Consider the following 20,282-nt stretch of genomic DNA (forward strand, 5'->3'; position numbering starts at 1 on the left):
ATAAATAATGGAACAACTTTTACTACTTATATTTCTTCCGCTGGTAGGTGCTATCATTACAGCATTTGCAGGCAAGTCGGCTAAAATCGTTTCGACCGTAATTTCGGTTGCTTCCTTAGGCTTGACTTTGTTTATCGCTTGTAACTTCATTCCAAATGCAAGTACACAGTTCGAAGCAAACTTACCATGGATTGCTGATTTAGGGATTCGCTTTCATGCCGGTATCGATGGTATTAGCATGTTGGTTGTATTGCTTACCAACCTATTAATCCCGATTATTATTTTATCGAGTTACAGACACGATTATAAAAATCCTTCTGCTTTTTATGCATTGATTTTATTCATGCAAACTGGCCTGTTGTTGGTGTTTACAGCAATGGATGCTTTTCTTTTCTACATTGGATGGGAAGCAGCATTGATTCCGATTTATTTCATCTGCGCCTTCTGGGGCGGAAAAGATAGAATCCGCATTAACATGAAGTTTTTCGTTTACACGATTGCAGGTTCATTGTTTATGCTGATGGGGATTATTTATTTATATCTACAGAACCCTGCAAATAATTTCGAAATTCAAGCATTCTATGCGCTTAATTTAGATAGTGCACAACAAGGATGGATTTTTTGGGCCTTCTTTATCGCTTTTGCAATTAAGATGCCGATTTTCCCTTTCCACACCTGGCAACCAGATACCTATACAGCAGCGCCAACTCAGGGAACAATGTTGCTATCAGGTATCATGTTAAAAATGGGTATTTATGGCGTAATCAGATGGTTGTTGCCAATCGTTCCGGCTGGTGTTCAGGATTGGTCTTGTTTAGCAATGATACTTTCGATCATCGGCATTGTTTACGCTTCGATAATTGCTTTTACACAGAAAGATGCTAAACGTTTGGTGGCTTATTCATCAATTGCTCACGTTGGATTAATTGCTGCAGGTATTTTCGCATTGAACCAACAAGGTATGCAAGGTGCAATGGTTCAAATGTTAAGTCACGGTATTAACGTAGTAGGTTTATTCTTCGTGTTAGACATTATTTTTTCAAGAGTAAAAACCAATAAAATTGAAGAATTGGGCGGTATCGCTAAAGCGGCGCCACAACTGGCAATAACTTTTTTAATCATAGTTTTAGGAACCGTAGCATTACCAGCAACAAATGGTTTTATCGGTGAGTTTTTGTTGTTGATGGGCGTTTATAACTACGGCATCTTGGCTGCAGCTATTGCTGGTTTAACCATCATTTTCGGAGCAGTTTACATGTTGCGCATGTATCAAAATGTAATGCTTGGTAAAACCAATGAATTAACGATCACTTTTACAAACATTCAGGGAACTGAGAAATTGGTTCTTTACATCATCTGTGCTTTAATCATCATTTTGGGTGTATATCCTAAACCGTTATTGCACTTAACAGAGGCATCTGTACAGCATTTATTAGAACAGGTAAATCAAAAATTAACATCAGTAAAATAAGCAATGAATATTATTATAACCATTAGTATAACCGCTTTTATTGTTCTTTACGCAGGTTTGTTTAAAGCAAAAAAAGCATTATTACCGCTTACTGTTGTTGGCTTACTTACTGCATTGGGCTTTACCGCCGCTGCATGGAATGGCAATGCTGTACACTTCGGCATGATGCAAACTGATAATTTTGCCTTAGCATTTTCAGGCGTTTGTATTGTTGGAACGTTATTGATTTTCCTATTAACACAAAACTATTTCCACGCCAAAAGCGATAATGTGGCTGAATATTATACCTTAATTCTTTTTGCCCTTGCGGGGATGATTATGATGGTATCATACAAAAACATGGCGATGTTATTTGTGGGGCTGGAAATCATGTCGGTAAGTTTATATATCCTCGCCGGTATTCGTAAAAAGGATTTTGCCTCAAACGAAGCCTCATTAAAATATTTCTTAATGGGAGCGTTTTCTACCGGATTTTTATTATTTGGTATCACTTTGATTTACGGGGCTACTGGTTCGTTCGACTTAGATAAAATCCAGGCTTATTTGGTAGATAACAGCAAAGCGATTTCTCCTATCTTTTATCCTGGAGTGATCCTGATGATGATTGGTTTGTGCTTTAAAGTTGGTGCTGCACCTTTCCACTTCTGGACGCCAGATGTTTACGAAGGTTCGCCAACGTTGATTACTACTTTTATGAGTACTGTAGTTAAAACAGCAGGTTTTGCAGCTTTCTTGAGATTGTTTGCAGATGCTTTCCAACCGCTTCACGATTTCTGGGTTCAACCATTAATTGTTATCGTTTTTCTTACCTTGTTTATTGGCAACATTACGGCGTTGTTCCAGAAAAACTTTAAGCGCATGTTAGCCTATTCAAGTATTTCTCATGCAGGTTACTTATTGTTTTCGCTGGTTGTAATTGGTGCTAATTCTCAAAATAGTGTTTTAGTTTATGCAGCCGCTTATACGTTTGCATCAATTATCGCATTTGCGGTTTTAATTCTTGTTAAACAGAAAACCGGAAGTGATAGCTTTGAAAGCTTTAATGGCCTAGGGAAAAAAAATCCCCTAGTTGCCCTATCGCTTACTGTTGCAATGTTGTCATTGGCAGGGATTCCATTAACTGCTGGTTTTATCGGTAAATACCTCATGTTCCTGAACGTAATGGAGCAATACAATACCATTCTGGTTGCTTTCGCAATCTTAAATGCATTAGTAGGTTTCTACTACTATTTCAGGGTTATCGTAGCGGTTTGGTTTAAAGATGGTGCAGAAGTTGAGCTATCCGCTCCGGTTCAATACAAAGTAGTATTGGCAATTTCGGTGGCTATCACCCTTATTTTGGGTATTTATCCAGCAATCATTTTAAACCTGATATAGGTATACACTTGTTAGATAATTATTTGTAGTTTTACGAATAATTGAAATATGCAGGATTTCTGGAATAACCTACAACATTTAATTGACCCCGAAAAATTATTGAGGGAGGGCGGTTTCTATCTTGTTCTGTTTGTTATCTACGCAGAAACAGGTCTGTTTTTCGGTTTTTTCCTCCCAGGCGATTATTTATTGTTCCTCGCAGGCATGTTTGTTGCCACAGGAAAACTAGACGTGAATATTGCTGTATTGCTTGCAGGTTTATGTGTCGCCGCAATATCTGGTAATTTTACTGGTTATTGGTTTGGTCGCCGGACTGGTCCTTTGTTGTATACCCGAAAAGATAGTTTTTTCTTTAAAAAGAAATATCTAAAGGCAGCTGAGGCCTATTATAACAAGCAAGGAGCCTTCGCACTCATCATGGGTCGCTTTGTTCCGATCGTTAGAACTTTTGCTCCAATTTTTGCAGGCGTAGTAAAATTAGATTTCAAACGATTTGCGTTTTATAATGTTGTTGGAGCAATACTATGGATTTGTTCACTTACCTTATTGGGTTATTTTTTGGGCAAAAGGTTTGAAAAGGAAATTAACGATTACTTATTATATATTATTATTGGCTTTATCGCTATCACAACTATCCCTTTATTGATTACCTTTGTGAAAAGTAAAGTTAATAGCGCTGAAGAGGAAAAGACAGATTTAAATTAAAAATGGCAAAAGAAGAAAACCACGCATGGCATAGCGTATCTCCAGGAAGTAACCTTCCAGAAACAGTTAACGCAATCATTGAAATTCCAAAAGGCTCAAAAGCCAAATACGAGATAGATAAAGAATCAGGACTAATTAAATTAGACAGGGTTCTTTTTTCATCAGTAATGTACCCTGCCAACTATGGCTTTATCCCTCAAACTTATTGTGATGATAAAGATCCATTAGATATTTTGGTACTTTGTTCTGTTGATGTTTACCCGATGACCTTAATTGAAGCTAAAGTTGTTGGTGTAATGCACATGGTAGATAATGGTGAGCAGGATGATAAAATCATTGCTGTAGCCGCACATGATATGTCGGTTAATTATATTGATGATCTAGATCAGTTACCACCACACCAGATGAAAGAAATTGTTCGTTTCTTTCAGGACTATAAAGCTTTAGAAGGTAAAAACGTAACTATCGAACATCTATTAGGAGTTCGTTACGCACATAAGGTAATTAAAGAAAGTATAGAACTTTACAATACAACATTTAGAGAATTAGCATAATGGATTTACCCACGGCCTGCTTGTTTTTAAATACAGAGTTAAGTGCAATATTGCCCACCAATTTAATCTTGGTTGCGTTAGAAGAACCAGATACTACTTCGGTAGGTTGGCGATTATTTCTAGCATTATTTTTAGTGCTATTGAATGGATTTTTTGTGGCAGCAGAGTTCGCTATCGTGAAAGTTCGTGCATCTCAAATCGAAATTAAAGCAAAAACAGGAAGCCGCGTTGGTAAAATGGCTAAAACAATCATTCATAATCTGGATGGTTATTTAGCCGCTACACAGCTTGGTATTACCCTTGCCTCACTTGGCTTAGGTTGGGTTGGTGAAGGTGTAATGCATACCATCTTTAAAAATTTATTTGATAGCCTTGAATGGGGTTTCAGCGATGCAACCATCCATACGGCATCAACCATAGTGGCCTTTTTATTAATTACCGTAATGCATATCGTATTTGGTGAGCTGGCTCCTAAATCTTTTGCCATTCAAAGGCCGGTTGCCACAACATTATTTGTATCTGTTCCGCTACAAATCTTCTACGTTGTTTTTAGGCCATTTATTTGGACTTTGAACAGTCTTGCAGCTGTGATTTTGAAACCTTTTGGTATCGATACCTCAGCAGGTCATGAATCGCTTCACAGTACGGAAGAGTTACAATACCTGTTGGATCAGGGAAAAGAAAGCGGTGCATTGGATAACAATGAGCACGAGCTGATCAAAAACGTTTTTGATTTCAATGAGCGTGTGGTTAAAAACATCATGGTTCCGAGAACCAAAATATCTGGCATCGAACTTACCTCAGTAAAAGAAGAAGTTGTTGATAAAATCATCAAAGAAGGTTACTCTCGTTTGCCTGTTTATGATGAAATTATGGATAAAATTGTTGGTATAATTCATGCCAAGGATATCTTACCATTGGTTGCAGCAGGAAATCAACACTGGACGTTAAACGATATTATTCGTAAGCCCTACTTCGTTACGGAAACAAAAAAAATAAACGATTTGATGAGTGAGCTGCAAAGCAACCGCATTCAAATTGCTATTGTTTTAGATGAATTCGGTGGAACGGCAGGTATGGTTACGCTGGAAGATATTGTGGAAGAGCTCGTCGGCGAGATCCAGGATGAGTACGATGAAGAAAAACCATTGGTAGAGAAAGTGTCTGATAATGAATTTATCGTAAATGCTTTTGCAACGGTTTACGATGTAAATGAACACCTGCCACATGATTTACCAGAAGATGAGGATTTCGACACCATTGGCGGCTTGGTTTCACATATTTTTGAACGTATACCAGAAGTAGGAGAAAGCAACATGTCATACGGTTATCTGTTCACCATTCTTAAGAAAACCGAGCAAAACATCGAAACCATTAAGTTAGAATTGGTTCTTAATAAAGAAGATCAGGTTGATATTCACTAATTTCAACAATGCATATTTTTTATACGCCAGATATTACCCAAACCACTTACACACTTAACGAAGAAGAAAGTAAACATTGTGTAAGAGTGCTAAGGCTGCCCGTGGGTGCTTTGGTAAATTTGGTTGATGGTAGAGGTGGTTTTTACACAGCAGAAATTACATCAGATAACCCAAAAAAGGTTAGTCTGAAAGTTCTCAAATTAGAAACTGAATTCCATAAGCGAAATCATTACCTGCATATTGCAGTAGCGCCTACAAAAAATATCGATCGTATGGAGTGGTTTTTAGAGAAGGCAACTGAACTCGGAATCGACGAAATTACCCCGATTATTACCGATCGGTCTGAAAGACGGGTAGTGAAAGAAGATCGTTTGAACAAAGTAATTACTTCTGCAGTTAAACAATCTATCAAAGCTTATCATCCCAAATTAAATGAAGCTGTATCGCTGAGTACGTTGCTTAAAGCACCATTTGAGGGAACTAAACTCATTGCTCATTGCATCGATAATCAGGAAAAAAAATACATTTCTGAACTTATCATCCCACATCAAAAATATCTACTACTTATCGGCCCAGAAGGAGATTTCACACCCGAAGAAGTTAATTTGGCTTTGAACAAAGGCTTTAAACCATTAACTTTAGGAGATAACAGATTGCGCACTGAAACTGCTGCATTGTCTGTTTGTTTTGAAATCAATTACCTTAACCGATGAAAAGAGTTGAATGTTATAAGTTAAAAGTTTTAGGTTCATTCCTGTTCAAGCGGATGCGTTTATTGTCGTTTGTCTTTATTCCTTGCTCCTTATTCCTTGTTCTTATTTCATTTACTGTTCCTTCCTACCGCATGGCGAAACTAAAGTATAATGGGGGAGGAGATTGGTACGCCGATCGAACTGCACTGCCCAATTTAATTTCTTTCTGCAATTCCAATTTAAAAACCAATTTTTATCCGGAAGAAAGTATTGTTGAAGTAGGGTCGAAGGAGCTTTTTAATTACCCTTTTGTTTACATGACGGGCCATGGGAATGTTGTTTTCAGCGATCAGGAGGTGAAAAATTTACGTCAATATTTAACTGGTGGCGGATTCCTGCATATTGACGATAATTACGGGTTGGATAAATTTATCAGACCGCAAATGAAAAAGGTATTTCCTGAACTTAATTTCGTTGAACTGCCTGCCAATCATGCCATATATAATCAAAAATTTAAGTTTCCGGGTGGCTTGCCTAAAATTCACGAACACGACAACAAGCGGCCTCAGGGTTTCGCCTTAATTTACAAGGGAAGAGTCGTTTGTTATTATACTTTTGAATGCGATTTAGGCAATGGCTGGGAAGACTTCGGTACCTATCCTGAAGATACACAGGAAACCCGAAGCAAAGCGCTAAAAATGGGCGCAAATTTAGTGCAATACGCTTTAACACAATAGCTATGTATAAAGTAAAAGTTAACGGACAATTTCAGTTCGATATTGAGATTGAAAAAAAGAATTTGAAGGTAAACGGCGAAGACACTTTAATTGACTCAGCTGCACTGAACACTGGCGCCGCTCATTTGCTTTATAAACATCAATCATATAATACTGAAGTAATCTCATTTGATAAAGCCGCGAAGACTTGTCGAATCAAGGTCAATGGAACGGTGTACTCGGTAGGTGTTGAAGATCAATATGATCAGCTTTTGCAGCAACTTGGGCTAGACAATTTAGCCAGCAATAAAATCACCGAGATAAAGGCACCTATGCCTGGATTGGTTTTGAATGTGATGGTTGCTGAAGATACTGAAGTGAAGAAAGGAGACAGCCTTTTAATACTCGAAGCGATGAAGATGGAGAATATCCTGAAATCATCAACCGATGGAATTGTGAAGAAGATAGCGGTTGTAAAAGGTGATAAGGTGGAGAAGAATCAAATTCTGATACAGTTTAAATAATTCTTTTCTACAAATATCATTGTAAAAAGAAAAAGTCCCAATTCTCTCGAACTGGAACTTTTTATGTTATTTACCTTTACTCACCCTGTATGGTACTTGACGAGGGGTTTTGAAACTTCGTTTGCCACTGGTACTTATTTCCGGTGCACCTAACATGGTCATTGCGCAACGGAAGCCAATTTCTGCTGATGACTCATCCTGAGACAAGAAACGTCTGGTTGCTGGGTTTAACCAGTATGCCATATCGTTCCATGAACCACCCTTGTAAACTCTTGATTTATCGTTGATCAAAGTAACGCCTTCTTCATTTAATAGAAGATTTTGTCTGTCTCTGTAACCTCTCTGATCGGCTTGATAGGTAGTTGATGCTGTTGCAGTTTGTGGATCTGTAGATCTTGAAATTGAATCAGCACGTTTAGCTTGTGCCTGCTTTTCAGCCCAGGTTTGTTTTCTGCCTGAATAAGCATTTTCTTTAATCGGGTTGCCGTATTTATCTAAAGCAATCTTCCCTGATTGTGCGTTTTCTAGTTTTTTATTTTCGAAATAGTTACCGCGATAAGGGTTAAAGGCATCAGCATCCGTAAATGTTCCTGTTCTGTAAACATCATTTACCCACTCATTCACATTTCCAGCCATGTTATATAAACCAAAATCATTTGGTGTATATTGAATCACCGGCACGGTTAAATCACCTTTATCATTTAATGATCCGCCAACACCCATGTAATCACCAGGCGCTCTCTTAAAGTTGGCCTGGATTAAACCTCTTGTTTTTTTACTTGCTGAACTAACACCTAAACCATTCCAAGGGTAAATTTTATTCTGGTTAATATTTTCATATTCCGTGTTTCCAATTAAGCCTAAAGCAGCATATTCCCACTCTGCTTCTGTTGGTAAACGATAAGGCTGCATAATTAAGCCATCTTCCAATGTAGCCGTTCTTCTTGGCTGGTTATTGCCTCTGCCACCAGCAGCAGCACCTGCAGTACCTGTTGCTGCGCCTGCTTTAGTATTGTAATCAATCGGAGCGTTTTTACCCTTATCATCATACTGTCCATTCAAATAAGCATCTGTATTAAAAGGCTTATCAGGTCTTGGCGTTGCAGCTGCAGTTGCAGCATTATTATTACGCCCTGTATTTCCACCAGCTAGCGTTCTGTAGTCTGTTAAAATGCCTTTTTCACGTAGAATAAATTCATTCGCTCGTGATGATCTCCAAAGGCAATAACGATTTGCCTGTTCCCAGGAAACACCTACCACCGGATAATCACGGTAAGCCGGATGACGTAAATAATTATCTACATATGGCTCATTGTAAGAAAGTGCACTTCTCCAAACCAATGTGTCAGGAAGTTCATTGTAGTAAAATTCCTGATCTTCTGGGTAGTTATACCTAATCCAGTGTAAATACTCCAGCCAGTCTGTATTTGAAACTTCAGTTTCATCCATGTAGAAAGATGGAACCGTTACCTGCCTTTTGTAATTATAGATGTTTGGTTCTACACCTGGCACTTCAATTGCGCTTCCGCCTACAACTAAAACACCACCCTCAATTGGAATCAAACCCGGACCAGGTGCTCTTTTATACTGCGTAGCAACGGCAAAAGCTCCCGATTGGTTGTTCTTGCTCTTCCTGTCCGCATAAGGAACGCCTGTTTTGCTGGAACTGTTTCCACCTTTGGAGCTACAAGCGGTAAGCAGTGCAGCTAAAGACAAACAAGTAAAAGAATATAGTATAAGTTTTTTCATATATGATACTAAAGAATGTCGCCCAATGGCGATTCAACCGATAAAATTAAGCAAATTTACATGAATATATAAATATTGTGACAATAAAATACTGATTATATTTTTATCCCTTAACGTATTATTTTATGACGTATTGTGTCTTTTAAACTTTTAATGCATTTTTTAGCTAAAAGATTCAAAACAAGCGTAATATAATTGGTTCGTTTATTGCAAAGCATGCCTACCAAACATTATCATCTTTAAAGATTTTATCATGCTTAAAAAAGTTTCTCTAATCGTTGCCGCTATTGTTTTAATACTTTTGGCTGGCGCTGTAGCTGTTCCGCTGTTTTTTAAAAAGGAAATTGATGCCAAACTTAAATCTACCATCAATAATAATGTTAAAGCCAAAGTAGATTTTAAAGACTTTGATTTAAGCTTGCTTAGTTCTTTCCCCAATCTGGGGATAAAAATCAACAACCTTTCTGTCGTCGGTATTGACAGTTTTGCTAAAGATACACTGGCAAATGTTAAACAACTGCAGCTAAATGTTAATTTATTAAGTGTAATCAAAGGAGAAACCTATCAAATTAAATCGATTGATTTGGAGCAGCCCATGATTTATGCAAAGGTTTTAAAAAGTGGATTGGCCAACTGGGATATCATGAAAAAAGATCCAGCCTCAACCTCGGCTGATACAGCTAAAACCAGCTTCAAAGCTGCGCTTCAAAAATACGCTATCGAAAAAGGGAACATTACTTATGATGATGCTGCCCTTAATTTCTTCATGGAATTAAAAAATGTTAATCATAGTGGAAAAGGCGACTTCACGCAAGACTTGTTTACTTTAAATACAAAGTCAAACATTGAAAAGTTAACCGTTAAATATGGGGGAATTCCCTATTTAAATCAGGTTGCGCTAGCTGCAGATTTACCGCTTGATATCGACATGAAAAATATGAAATTCACTTTTTCAGAAAATAAAATTCAATTAAATGAATTGATCTTATCAGCCGTGGGTTATCTCGCAATGCCTAATGCAACTGATATGGTGATGGATTTTAAATTTGACGCAAAACAATCAGAACTCAAGAATTTTCTTTCGCTGATTCCGGCTATTTACGCTTCTAATTTTAAAGATATGCAAGCTACCGGTAAATTTGCAATGAACGGAACGGCCAAAGGAACTTATAATGAAAAATCGTTGCCCGCATTTAATGTAAATCTTTCAATCGAAAATGGTAAGATAAAATATCCTTCGCTGCCATCTGCAATTAACAACATCCAGATAAAATCGAATATCAATAACCCTGATGGCGTAATGGATCATACTGTGGTTAACGTTCCGGCATTCCACCTGGAATTTGGAGCAGTTCCGGTAGATGGCAGGCTACTCTTAAAAAACCCAACAACCGATCCATTTGTAGATATGGCCTTAAAAGGCAAACTTGATTTGAAGCAATTAACCAGCATCTTCCCGATGAAAGATATGACCTTAACAGGAATTTTAGATGCTGACGTTCAGGCCGCGGGTCGAAAATCATCAATAGATAAAGGCCAGTATGAAGCATTCAAAGCCTCAGGGCAAATGATTGCAAACAATTTCACCTATGCTGGTAAAAACGTACCCATGCCCGTTAATGTGCCTACTGCGAAAATGAGCTTTAGTCCTAAAAACATTACGCTAAGTAATTTAATTGCGAAAGTTGGGAAGAGTGATTTTTCTGCTAATGGCTCGGTTAACAACTATTTGAGCTATTTTTTCAAAAAGAACCAGGCGTTACAGGGAGATTTTAATCTTTCGTCTAGTTTGATTGATGTGAATGAACTGATGGGGCCAAAATCAGCTTCAAAAAACGATGATGCAAAGAAAACCAATTCGAAACTTTCCGTATTTGAAGTTCCGGGCAATATTGATTTTAAAGTAGCCGCAAAAGCAGATAAGGTACTTTATGATACCTACGATATCACTAATGCCAAAGGCGCTTTATTGGTCAAGAATAAAACCATCACTTTCAAAGATATGGGCATGAATATGTTGGGTGGGGAAGTTAATATGAATGGTTACTATGCCACAACTGAACCTAAGAAGCCTAAAGTTGATGTTAACTTTGGGATTGAGAAAATGGATATTCAGAAAGCTTTCGGTGCTTTTAATACGGTAAAACTTTTGGCTCCGGTTGCCAAATTCACAAAAGGAACCTTTTCTACCAACCTCAAGTTCAATTCAGATCTTGATCAAAATATGATGCCTGTATATTCTTCTATTAATGCTGAAGGATTGGCTAACATCATCCAGGCGGTGGTAGATGGATTTGAGCCACTTCAAAAGCTGGCATCGGCCCTTAGTTCCGATAAGTTTAAGAAACTCGAACTAAACAACGTGATGACTAAATTCAAAATACAAGATGGGCGGTTAAACGTTGCGCCATTTGACATCAAAAAAGATGGAATTGTTATGAATGTCCAGGGCTCAAACGGACTCGATCAAACCATGGATTATGATTTAGCTTTAAATGTTCCGCGTGCCATGCTTGGTGCCAAAGCGAATGAAACCGCCAATGCTATGATTGCAAAGTTAAATAATAAGGCAGGTACAAATGTTGCATTAAGCGAAACCATCAAAGTAAATGCTGTTTTAGGTGGTACCTTTTTTAAGCCTACCATTGGCTTAAAATATGGAGCAGGTGATACCAAAACTGCAGCGAAAGATGCGGTAAACTCAGTTATAGCTGAGAAAAAAGCCGAGCTACAAACAAAAGCACAGGCAAAAATTGATACCGTAAAGGCAAAAGCTACTGAAAAAGTTAAAGAAGCCATAGCCGATAAACTGAATGGCCTGTTTAAAAGGAAAAATTAAGTAAAAAAGATTATCAGTTTTTCGAATGATAAGTGCTTAAACCATTAACAGTTACGATTTTTGCGGTTTCATCAAACTGTAAAAATCGTAGCTTTAATTAGTAAATAGTCACATATTTCGTAATTTGGTAAAATATAATTTTCGGTTTTGCGTTAACAAGCTAGTCTCCAGCATAACAATATCCCGAAGATCTAAAATTACGTACCTTTAAAGGATGAATTTCAAGTACATTAGTAAACTTGCTTTTTCTGCACTCTCTTTGGCCTTGGTATTTGGTAAAACAAATGCCCAAGTCACTATAGGTAATACGCAAACTAATGGAACCGAATCAAACAACATCGTTACCGCTGTTCCATTTTTATTAATTACACCCGATGCCCGTTCTGGAGCGATGGGAGATGCAGGTGTTGCAGTTGCCGGAGACGTAAATTCTACCAGTATCAATGCATCCAAATTGGCTTTTATTGATAAACCTTATGGCTTTTCGGTTTCTTATAGTCCATGGTTAAAAAGTTTGGTCCCTGATATTAATCTGGCTTATTTAAGCGGTTTTTACAAGCTTGATGACCGGAATACAATCGGTGCGTCACTTCGTTATTTTTCATTAGGTTCCATTCAATTAACCGATATCAACCAACAAGAATTAGGCATTGCTAACCCCAATGAACTGGCTTTTGATGTTTCATTTGCCCGAAGTTTCGGTGAAGAGTTTTCTTTAGGTTCTTCGTTAAGATACATTTATTCCAATTTAGCTTCCGGGCAGTTATCATCATCGGGGCAGGTAAGAGGCGGTAAAGCCGTTGCGGTTGATGTTTCTGGCTTATATAAAACATCTGCCACCATGTTTGGCAAACCAGCAATATTATCAGCTGGAGCTAACATCTCAAACATTGGTACTAAAATGAGCTATTCAGACGGTGGAGAAAATTTTTTCCTGCCAACCAATTTCAGGCTTGGTGGTGCGTCAACCATTGCCGTTGATGATTATAGCACCATCACCTTTGCGCTCGATTTTAACAAATTGCTTGTTCCAACACAACCCATTTACGATCTGGATAATAACATCGTGAGCGGCAAAGATCCAAACCGCTCAGTTCCGGCAGGTATTTTTGGCTCCTTTTCGGATGCACCCGGAGGCTTTAGCGAAGAATTAAAAGAAGTTGGCATTTCTACAGGGTTGGAATATTGGTACAATCAGCAATTTGCGTTAAGGGCAGGTTATAATTATCAGAGTCCGATGAAAGGCGATAGCCGCTACTTTACACTCGGGTTGGGTCTAAAATACAATGTCTTCAACATCGATTTCTCTTATTTATTGGCCAATGCACAAACCAGTCCGTTAGCCAATACCTTGCGTTTTGGCCTTTTGTTTAACTTTGGCGATAAGAAAATCATTAAATAACATTTTGACTTTCCTCAAAATAACATTCACAATAAAACTTTTACAATGAAAATTAGAGTAGGCTTTGGCTTCGATGTACATCAGCTAAAAGATCAACATCCGTTTGTAGTTGGTGGGGTAACTTTATCACATCACAAAGGCGCTTTTGGCCATTCAGATGCCGATGTACTGCTTCATGCCATTTGCGATGCCTTGTTAGGTGCCGCAAACCTTCGCGATATTGGTTTTCATTTTAAAAATACCGATGACCGTTGGAAAGGAATTAGCAGTGTTATTTTGCTCAAAGAAACGGTAAAGTTATTGGCCGATAAAGGTTGGCAAGTTGGTAATATTGATGCGATGCTTTGCCTGGAAGCACCAAAAATTAATCCACACATTCCTGCCATGCAAGAAAACATTGCCAATGCAATCGGAATTTCCACTGATGACATTTCCATTAAAGCCACAACCAACGAAACGATGGGTTTTGTGGGTAGAGAAGAAGGCGTTGTAGCCTACGCGGTATGTTTGATTGAGAAAAACTAAAATAATTTGTAGCGCAAAGCCTACTTAAAAATTTACGTTTCTTCCCGTTTTTTGCTTTTACGCTTCACTCGTCATACTTCCTCGTTGCAGGGTAACGCTTCAACCGGGGCTAAAAAAGCAAAAACAGTATTTCATAGCAAGAATTTGCCAGTGCTAAAACATTGTTCGTAAACCTGACAGCAGCGGCAGCTCCCGATTTTTCATCGGGACTAAAGCGAATGGCAGGGCTACTGGCTGCCATAATCGATAAGCCCTTCATTTCCGAATTATCGTAAATAATTGAAGCACCACTTTATGCTGATACCTCTTTAACATTTCCCGTTCTTTTCAAAGTTCCCCAGTTTTCGAGTTCACCTTTAATTGCTTTTCTAAGTGACCGAAACAATACCAGATACATTAATTGCCGCCAAAAAAAACGTTGAGGAAAGATATACAGCAGACTTTTAAGTTTTTCTTTTTCCATTTTAAAAGCAATGGCTGCAAAAATCATATCTACAAAAATGAAGATGAGGTAGTAAAACAAAACCTGGCCAAAACCATTATGCAAACTTAAAATTCCACTGAGACCTGTAAGCGTTAAATTGTTAATTGCGCTAAGCGAAAATAAGCCGCTAACAAGTGAAATCAACATAAACAGATCAGCTAGCGGCGAAAATAACGGCAAAATAATCTGGTAAATTAAAATATTAGGCATGCCAACCATTCCGAAATAGCCGTATTTTTTGTTTAATAAGGTTTTTCGGTTTTTCCAGAAACTTTGCATTACGCCAAAGCTCCAGCGAAAACGTTGCTTTAAAAGCATATTAACGGTTTCCGGTGCTTCTGTATAGGCGATTGCCGTATCGCAGTTTTTAACTTTGTAGCCTGCCTTTAAGATCCGCATGGTTAAATCACAATCTTCCGCCAGGGTGTCAATAGTAAAACCGCCAACTGCTAAAACCACATTTTTTCTAAAAGCGCCAATTGCGCCTGGAACCACGGTGATGGTGTTTAGTAAGTCGAAAGCCCGACGATCCATATTTTGTGAGGTGATGTATTCTATCGATTGCCATTTGGTAATGATGTTATGTGCATTTCCAACCTTAACGGTACCGGCCACAGCCGCAATTTTATCATCATAAAAATGGCGCATCAGCTCAATCACTGCATCAGATTTTAATTGCGTATCGGCATCAATACAAATAATGAATTCGGCACTGGCCATTGCAATTCCATAGTTTAGTGCCGAAGCCTTGCCACCATTTTCTTTTCGGTAAACTTTAACCTGCGGATGGTTTCCGAATCGAGCATCAACAATCTGGAAAGTATGATCTCTCGAGCCATCATCAACAAAAATCAATTCAAAATCCGGATAATCAGTTTTCAATAAGCTATTAATGGTTTGTACTGCGGTTATTTCTTCATTATAGGCAGGAATAATAATGCTCACTTTTTGTTTTGGATGCTGAACCAGTTTGTTTGCATTCTTTTTTGCCCGATTGCGTTGCTTAACTGCAAGATATGCAATGAAAATTGATCTTAAAATGGCCAGAACGATTGCAACGGAAAACACAGCGTTTAAAACAATGTTGCCATAATAAAAGAAACTGATAAACAGGTAATCGCCTGATCCTGTGAAGCCGCTTGTGGCGTCTGATTTTACAGCAGGCATTAGTTCAGCCCTTGTTTTGCCCATTAAATCACCAACGGTTGTAAAGGTGTAGCCCTGTTTTTTAAAATATTTAATAATTCTTGGCAGTGCAGCCACAGTGGCCTCACGATTTCCTCCTGCATCATGCAGGAGCAGAATATTTCCATTATCTTTCTGTTTAATTACTTCGTTAAAAATCTGATCGGCTGTTTTGCCAGGCTCCCAGTCTTCAGGATCGATATATTCACCAACATTGATGTAGTTTTCTTTGCGGCTTTGGGCCACAGGAAGAATTTCCGAAATATTCTGCGGCTCCGCATCAGCATTAAATGGCGCCCTGAATAAGATGGTACTGTGGCCGGTTACGGTCTCAATTAATCTTCTGGTGGCATTGAGTTCAAATTTAACCCTGCGTGGGCCAATAGCCGACATATCCGGATGGAAAAAGGTATGGTTCCCAATTTCATAACCCTGATCATATTCCTGCCTCAAAAGCTCCATGTTTTTTTCGGCCATGATGCCCACTACAAAAAAGCATCCCGGAACGTTTTCTTGTTTAAGAATACTTAGGACCTGAGGGGTGTAAACCGGATCTGGACCATCATCAAAAGTCAATGCAATTTTTTTGTCGGCCTCACCAAACCTTTTGATCACATATTTTTCAGGTAAGCGGGTGTATTTTTGATCGGCGATGGTAAAATCTGTCTTGTTGAGGGTAAATTTCACCGCCCCTGGTGCTGGTGTCGAAACCAAATCTAAAATCTCTCCATCGCCAATGTAGGCGATGCCGCCCATATTTAAGGTCGAAATTTTTCTCAGATCAAAAGGTTTCTTGGTTAACGCATTCAGGCTTAAATCATCAGATAGGAAAGACCATAAACGTTTGTCTTCTGAACCCAGGCGCCACAATGCAACGCCTGCAATTCCCCAATCATCCGCTTTGCGAATAATGTTGAAGTAAGTAGCTGCATCTGTAAAATACACATCGTGTTTAATGCCGCTGCCATCTTGATAGGTGTAATTTAGGTTTGCAGATGCCGGCTGATAAGTGATGGTACTTTTATAATTCGCAGCGGTAGTTATGGCTTCCTCGTAAGTTACAGATTTGCCGATGCTGCCGTTGGGCCAATCATAGCCATAACAAGCCAATGCTAAAATTACTTTATCGGCATCCACTTTAGTGCAAATGTTATCGAGCTTTTCTTCTACCCATTCCTGATGAGAAACATCCCCGGCGTTGCTCAGATCGGTATGTTGATCGTAAGCCATGAGCACAATGTAGTCATTATAACGCTGCAACACTTCTGATTGATAATCATCATTTTCAGGAGAAATATCCTGAGAAACGATCAGATTTTTTGCATGAAACTGCTCATACAAATTTTTCATAAAGGAATTGAAACTATCGCTGTCTTCAAGGTTCAACTCTTCAAAATCGATATTAATTCCTTTATAGCCATCTTTTTTTACGGCTGTAAGCAAATTTGAAATCAGCTTTTGCTGCGCAGGCATATCGTTTAATAAACGTTTTACAGCCTGGCCATCCCAATGATCTTTATTAAAATTTGACACCACTGCAATTGCATATTTTTTGGCCTGCTGGATAACCTTTAATGCAGCCGTATCCGTTTTATCAACAATAGAATCTCCGTTAAGAAACAAAGACTCGGTAGCTACCATATCCAGGTGCCCTATGTTTCTTTTCAAATCGGAAAGGGATTCTCCTCTGCTTGCTGCCCAACTCACATAGAAGGCCATATTGATTCGCTTATGATCGCCATGCTTGGTTAATATTCTATGTTCCCGATCCTTTCTAATTTTTTGCAACCTGGATTTCTCGATAGAAAACGCTTTATACTGCTGCGATTTTTTTAGCTTTTCTAATTGTTTCGACGTGAGCGGATTATTGGTATTAATCACTGGCAACCGAGGCGCCTGAACGGATGATAGGGTAAAGGCCACACAAATGATTGCGATGATAAAAACTAAAAAAAATGAACGACTTACCCATGTGAAAGTGTTCCAGCGTGTTTTAGTTTCAGTTTGAAATATTTGTTTTCCGGACATTTTTCTTCTGATTTGTAATCAAATGTCATCAACGAATATGAAGATTGTATGAAAATGAGCAGGTTCCAATAACAGTTATTAAATCACTTCAAACCACAAAAAAGCCGGCAAATGATAACATCAGCCGGCTAAAAAATATAATTAATTAAACCTGTATTATTCTTCTATATAACCGAATCTGCCTTGGTTATAATCTTCAATAGCTTGTTGTATTTCTGCTTCGGTATTCATCAAAAACGGTCCATATTGAACCATTGGCTCATTAATGGGTTCGCCACTTAAAATGAGCACAATGCTCTTTGATAAAGCTTCGAGCACAATTTGTTCGCCGGTGTTACCGAAATGAATAAAATCATCCGCTGCAGCAATTTCGCGATTATTAATTTTCACCTTACCTTCTATTACCATAAAGCCTGTATTGTATTTTTCAGGGAAATTAAATGTAGCTTGGCCGCCCTCATTTAACCTGGCGTTATACAATTCAATGGGCGTAAAAGTGCTGGCATTGCCTGTTATGCTTTCATACTTCCCTGCAATAATTTCAATTGTTCCGCCATGATCAGCCAGGTTGAAACGAGCCATTTCACTTTGCTTAATCGCCTGATATTTAGGCTTGCTCATTTTATCTTTAGCAGGCAAGTTAACCCAAAGTTGTACCATTTGAAACGGACCACCGGTTAGGCTGTAGTTTTGTTCGTGATATTCTTTATGGAGAATTCCACCAGCTGCTGTCATCCATTGCACATCACCAGGATAGATTACGCCACTATTGCCTACACTATCGTGGTGCGCAACTGCTCCATGGTAGGCAATGGTAACGGTTTCGAAACCGCGGTGTGGATGAACGCCAACACCACGAGGTTCTTTCCTTGCAGAAAACTCAATTTTACAGCCATAGTCCATTAAAAAAAACGGGCTCATATTGATTTTATAACCGCCTGGGAAAAAATTATGTACCCTAAAACCATCGCCAACCATGTGTGGTGCAGGTGCTTTTAAAATATTGGCTACTTGTTTTGTTTCCATTACCTTATTAAATAATTGAGGCATGGGGCTATGAGCATAGTGATCGCTATGCCCGAAGCTCAAAGCTCTGTACTTAGATTATGCTTGTTTTACAAACTGTAATTCTCCTAAAAGGCGTACTTCTTCACTTACCATTACACCGCCAGTTTCCAATGCTGCATTCCAGGTTAAGCCGAAATCAGAACGGTTAATTTTTCCGCTCAAAGTGAAACCTGCTTTCGTATTTCCCCATGGATCGGTAGCAATACCACCAAACTCAGCTGTTAATTTTACAGGTTTGGTTTCGCCTTTAATGGTTAAGTCGCCTTTAACAATATAGTCGCCACCATCCTTTTCTACTGATGAAGATTTGAACTCAATATGGGCAAATTTTTCAGCATCAAAAAAATCAGCACTTTTTAGGTGATTATCACGGTCAGTATTTCCGGTGTCAATCGAATCAATATCACCTTTGAAAGAAATTTCAGCATTTTCGAATTCGTCGCCTTCTGATGTTAATTCAGCAGAGAAAGATTTTAAGCTACCAGTTACGGTAGTGATCATTAAGTGTTTTACTTTAAATTGTAATTCGCTGTGGGTTGGATCTAATGTCCATTTAGTAGTTGCCATATCTTTTGTTTTTGAGATGTTTAATATTTACATCACAAAAGTACAGCAAGTGCTTTGGCTCAGAATTGATGTATGGTAATTAAAATTAGTGAATTAGTGGATGAGAGAGTAAGTGGATGAGAGGGTTAGTGAATGAGAGAATTAGCGAATTAGTGGATGAGAGAGTTAGTTAATGAGAGTATTACCAAATTAGTGGATGAGAGAATTAGTGAATGAGAGAATTAGCAAATTAGTGGATGAGAGAATTACTGAATGAGAGAATTAGCGAATTAGTGGATGAGAGAGTAAGTGAATGAGTGAATAAGATTTCGATTAGCATTCACTCATTCAAAATTCACTCACTCAAATTTGACTCATTCAAAATTCATGTTAAATTTACGAAGGCCTGAAGTGTTTATTGGCTAACTCTTTTCTTACCCTGCTAAGCGATTCTGGAGTGATGCCTAAATAAGATGCGATCATCCATTGCGGAACGCGTAAGGTGAGGTTTGGATATAATTTGATGAAATCGAGGTAACGCTCTTCGGCGGTTGCACTTAAAAGCATATTAATTCGCTTCTGCATAAAACGAATGGAATTATTTAACAATCGGGTATGCATCGGTTGCAAACATGGAACCTGTATGGCTGCCTGTTCCATAAAATCGTTTGGCATAATCACTACTTCTGTCGCTTCGATGGCATCAATAAAAAATACTGATGCTTCATTATTCATGCTATTCCGATCAGAAATCAGCCAATTTTCTGGCGCAAACTGAAGGATGTGTTCTTTGCCTTTCGAATCAATTGAATATGCCCTCAATAAACCTTTGCAAACAAAAAAACCGTGTTTGGTGATGTCGCCGGTATATTGAATGATTTCGTTTTTATCAAACTTTTTTATTTTAAGATCAGCAGAAATGCTGTCGAATTGCTCATCAGTGATTTGTATTTTTTCCTTAAGATAATTTTTAAACTGATTAATCATAAAAGC

At 38.3% G+C, this 20,282-nt stretch carries 16 protein-coding genes; 11 read left to right on the forward strand and 5 right to left on the reverse strand.

All coding sequences use genetic code 11. From position 1 onward, the window contains the following. Nucleotides 1-7: 7 nt before the first annotated feature. Genes R2Q70_RS11055 through R2Q70_RS11090 form a run of 8 tightly spaced genes read left to right on the forward strand, consistent with a single transcriptional unit; the run spans nt 8 to nt 7,463 of the window. Nucleotides 8-1,471, forward strand: a complete 1,464-nt coding sequence (locus R2Q70_RS11055) for an NADH-quinone oxidoreductase subunit M (RefSeq protein WP_316807634.1) — start codon at nt 8-10, stop codon at nt 1,469-1,471. Nucleotides 1,472-1,474: 3 nt separating this feature from the next. Next, nucleotides 1,475-2,848: an NADH-quinone oxidoreductase subunit N gene (locus tag R2Q70_RS11060; protein ID WP_316807635.1), complete on the forward strand. Its 1,374-nt coding sequence runs from the start codon at nt 1,475-1,477 to the stop codon at nt 2,846-2,848. Between the two features lie 48 nt (nt 2,849-2,896). Beyond that, nucleotides 2,897-3,553, forward strand: coding sequence for a DedA family protein (locus R2Q70_RS11065; protein WP_316807636.1), 657 nt, complete (start codon nt 2,897-2,899; stop codon nt 3,551-3,553). Between the two features lie 2 nt (nt 3,554-3,555). Further along, nucleotides 3,556-4,107: an inorganic diphosphatase gene (locus tag R2Q70_RS11070; RefSeq protein WP_316807637.1), complete on the forward strand. Its 552-nt coding sequence runs from the start codon at nt 3,556-3,558 to the stop codon at nt 4,105-4,107. After that, nucleotides 4,107-5,531 carry a hemolysin family protein gene (locus R2Q70_RS11075; RefSeq protein WP_316807638.1) on the forward strand — a complete coding sequence of 475 codons (1,425 nt, stop codon included), beginning with the start codon at nt 4,107-4,109 and terminating at the stop codon, nt 5,529-5,531. Before R2Q70_RS11070 ends, R2Q70_RS11075 begins: the two co-directional genes overlap by 1 nt. 8 nt (nt 5,532-5,539) lie before the next feature. Then, entirely contained in the window at nt 5,540-6,244 is a 705-nt protein-coding gene (locus R2Q70_RS11080) for a 16S rRNA (uracil(1498)-N(3))-methyltransferase (RefSeq protein WP_316807639.1), read from the forward strand. Between the two features lie 53 nt (nt 6,245-6,297). Beyond that, nucleotides 6,298-6,960 carry a DUF4159 domain-containing protein gene (locus R2Q70_RS11085; RefSeq protein ID WP_410478375.1) on the forward strand — a complete coding sequence of 221 codons (663 nt, stop codon included), beginning with the start codon at nt 6,298-6,300 and terminating at the stop codon, nt 6,958-6,960. A 2-nt stretch (nt 6,961-6,962) separates the two neighbouring features. After that, complete coding sequence (locus R2Q70_RS11090) at nt 6,963-7,463, forward strand: biotin/lipoyl-containing protein (RefSeq protein ID WP_316807641.1); 501 nt, start codon at nt 6,963-6,965, stop codon at nt 7,461-7,463. Nucleotides 7,464-7,529: 66 nt separating this feature from the next. Here R2Q70_RS11090 and R2Q70_RS11095 read toward each other — a convergent pair whose 3' ends face one another. Continuing rightward, entirely contained in the window at nt 7,530-9,212 is a 1,683-nt protein-coding gene (locus R2Q70_RS11095; RefSeq protein WP_316807642.1) for an SUMF1/EgtB/PvdO family nonheme iron enzyme, read from the reverse strand. 253 nt (nt 9,213-9,465) lie between these two features. On the opposite strand from R2Q70_RS11095, the gene R2Q70_RS11100 reads away from it, so the two are divergent. From R2Q70_RS11100 to ispF, 3 genes are all read left to right on the forward strand, one after another. After that, entirely contained in the window at nt 9,466-12,051 is a 2,586-nt protein-coding gene (locus R2Q70_RS11100) for an AsmA-like C-terminal region-containing protein (protein WP_316807643.1), read from the forward strand. 214 nt (nt 12,052-12,265) lie between these two features. Then, entirely contained in the window at nt 12,266-13,453 is a 1,188-nt protein-coding gene (porV, locus tag R2Q70_RS11105) for a type IX secretion system outer membrane channel protein PorV (protein WP_316807644.1), read from the forward strand. 45 nt (nt 13,454-13,498) lie between these two features. Beyond that, entirely contained in the window at nt 13,499-13,978 is a 480-nt protein-coding gene (gene ispF, locus R2Q70_RS11110; RefSeq protein WP_316807645.1) for a 2-C-methyl-D-erythritol 2,4-cyclodiphosphate synthase, read from the forward strand. A 292-nt stretch (nt 13,979-14,270) separates the two neighbouring features. Here ispF and R2Q70_RS11115 read toward each other — a convergent pair whose 3' ends face one another. The 4 genes from R2Q70_RS11115 to R2Q70_RS11130 all read right to left on the reverse strand — a co-directional run bounded on the left by R2Q70_RS11115 (nt 14,271) and on the right by R2Q70_RS11130 (nt 20,276). Further along, nucleotides 14,271-17,675: a glycosyltransferase gene (locus tag R2Q70_RS11115; RefSeq protein WP_316807646.1), complete on the reverse strand. Its 3,405-nt coding sequence runs from the start codon at nt 17,673-17,675 to the stop codon at nt 14,271-14,273. A gap of 156 nt (nt 17,676-17,831) precedes the next feature. Continuing rightward, on the reverse strand, nt 17,832-18,701 hold the full coding sequence (locus R2Q70_RS11120) for a pirin family protein (protein ID WP_316807647.1): 870 nt from the start codon (nt 18,699-18,701) through the stop codon (nt 17,832-17,834). Between the two features lie 78 nt (nt 18,702-18,779). Beyond that, complete coding sequence (locus tag R2Q70_RS11125) at nt 18,780-19,310, reverse strand: YceI family protein (RefSeq protein WP_316807648.1); 531 nt, start codon at nt 19,308-19,310, stop codon at nt 18,780-18,782. A gap of 375 nt (nt 19,311-19,685) precedes the next feature. Further along, complete coding sequence (locus R2Q70_RS11130; protein WP_316807649.1) at nt 19,686-20,276, reverse strand: Crp/Fnr family transcriptional regulator; 591 nt, start codon at nt 20,274-20,276, stop codon at nt 19,686-19,688. Nucleotides 20,277-20,282: the final 6 nt, after the last annotated feature.

Origin of the sequence: Pedobacter agri, from assembly GCF_032678665.1 — a bacterium.
Taxonomy (GTDB): Bacteria; Bacteroidota; Bacteroidia; order Sphingobacteriales; family Sphingobacteriaceae; genus Pedobacter; species Pedobacter agri_A.

What these genes read in the sequence shown, in the direction of transcription:
- R2Q70_RS11130 (WP_316807649.1), bottom strand. Translation starts at nt 20,276, where the DNA reads ATGATTAATCAGTTTAAAAATTATCTTAAGGAAAAAATACAAATCACT.
- ispF (WP_316807645.1), top strand. Translation starts at nt 13,499, where the DNA reads ATGAAAATTAGAGTAGGCTTTGGCTTCGATGTACATCAGCTAAAAGAT.
- R2Q70_RS11115 (WP_316807646.1), bottom strand. Translation starts at nt 17,675, where the DNA reads ATGTCCGGAAAACAAATATTTCAAACTGAAACTAAAACACGCTGGAAC.
- R2Q70_RS11090 (WP_316807641.1), top strand. Translation starts at nt 6,963, where the DNA reads ATGTATAAAGTAAAAGTTAACGGACAATTTCAGTTCGATATTGAGATT.
- R2Q70_RS11070 (WP_316807637.1), top strand. Translation starts at nt 3,556, where the DNA reads ATGGCAAAAGAAGAAAACCACGCATGGCATAGCGTATCTCCAGGAAGT.
- R2Q70_RS11065 (WP_316807636.1), top strand. Translation starts at nt 2,897, where the DNA reads ATGCAGGATTTCTGGAATAACCTACAACATTTAATTGACCCCGAAAAA.
- R2Q70_RS11075 (WP_316807638.1), top strand. Translation starts at nt 4,107, where the DNA reads ATGGATTTACCCACGGCCTGCTTGTTTTTAAATACAGAGTTAAGTGCA.
- R2Q70_RS11060 (WP_316807635.1), top strand. Translation starts at nt 1,475, where the DNA reads ATGAATATTATTATAACCATTAGTATAACCGCTTTTATTGTTCTTTAC.
- R2Q70_RS11100 (WP_316807643.1), top strand. Translation starts at nt 9,466, where the DNA reads ATGCTTAAAAAAGTTTCTCTAATCGTTGCCGCTATTGTTTTAATACTT.
- R2Q70_RS11080 (WP_316807639.1), top strand. Translation starts at nt 5,540, where the DNA reads ATGCATATTTTTTATACGCCAGATATTACCCAAACCACTTACACACTT.
- porV (WP_316807644.1), top strand. Translation starts at nt 12,266, where the DNA reads ATGAATTTCAAGTACATTAGTAAACTTGCTTTTTCTGCACTCTCTTTG.
- R2Q70_RS11120 (WP_316807647.1), bottom strand. Translation starts at nt 18,701, where the DNA reads ATGGAAACAAAACAAGTAGCCAATATTTTAAAAGCACCTGCACCACAC.
- R2Q70_RS11125 (WP_316807648.1), bottom strand. Translation starts at nt 19,310, where the DNA reads ATGGCAACTACTAAATGGACATTAGATCCAACCCACAGCGAATTACAA.
- R2Q70_RS11085 (WP_410478375.1), top strand. Translation starts at nt 6,298, where the DNA reads ATGCGTTTATTGTCGTTTGTCTTTATTCCTTGCTCCTTATTCCTTGTT.
- R2Q70_RS11055 (WP_316807634.1), top strand. Translation starts at nt 8, where the DNA reads ATGGAACAACTTTTACTACTTATATTTCTTCCGCTGGTAGGTGCTATC.
- R2Q70_RS11095 (WP_316807642.1), bottom strand. Translation starts at nt 9,212, where the DNA reads ATGAAAAAACTTATACTATATTCTTTTACTTGTTTGTCTTTAGCTGCA.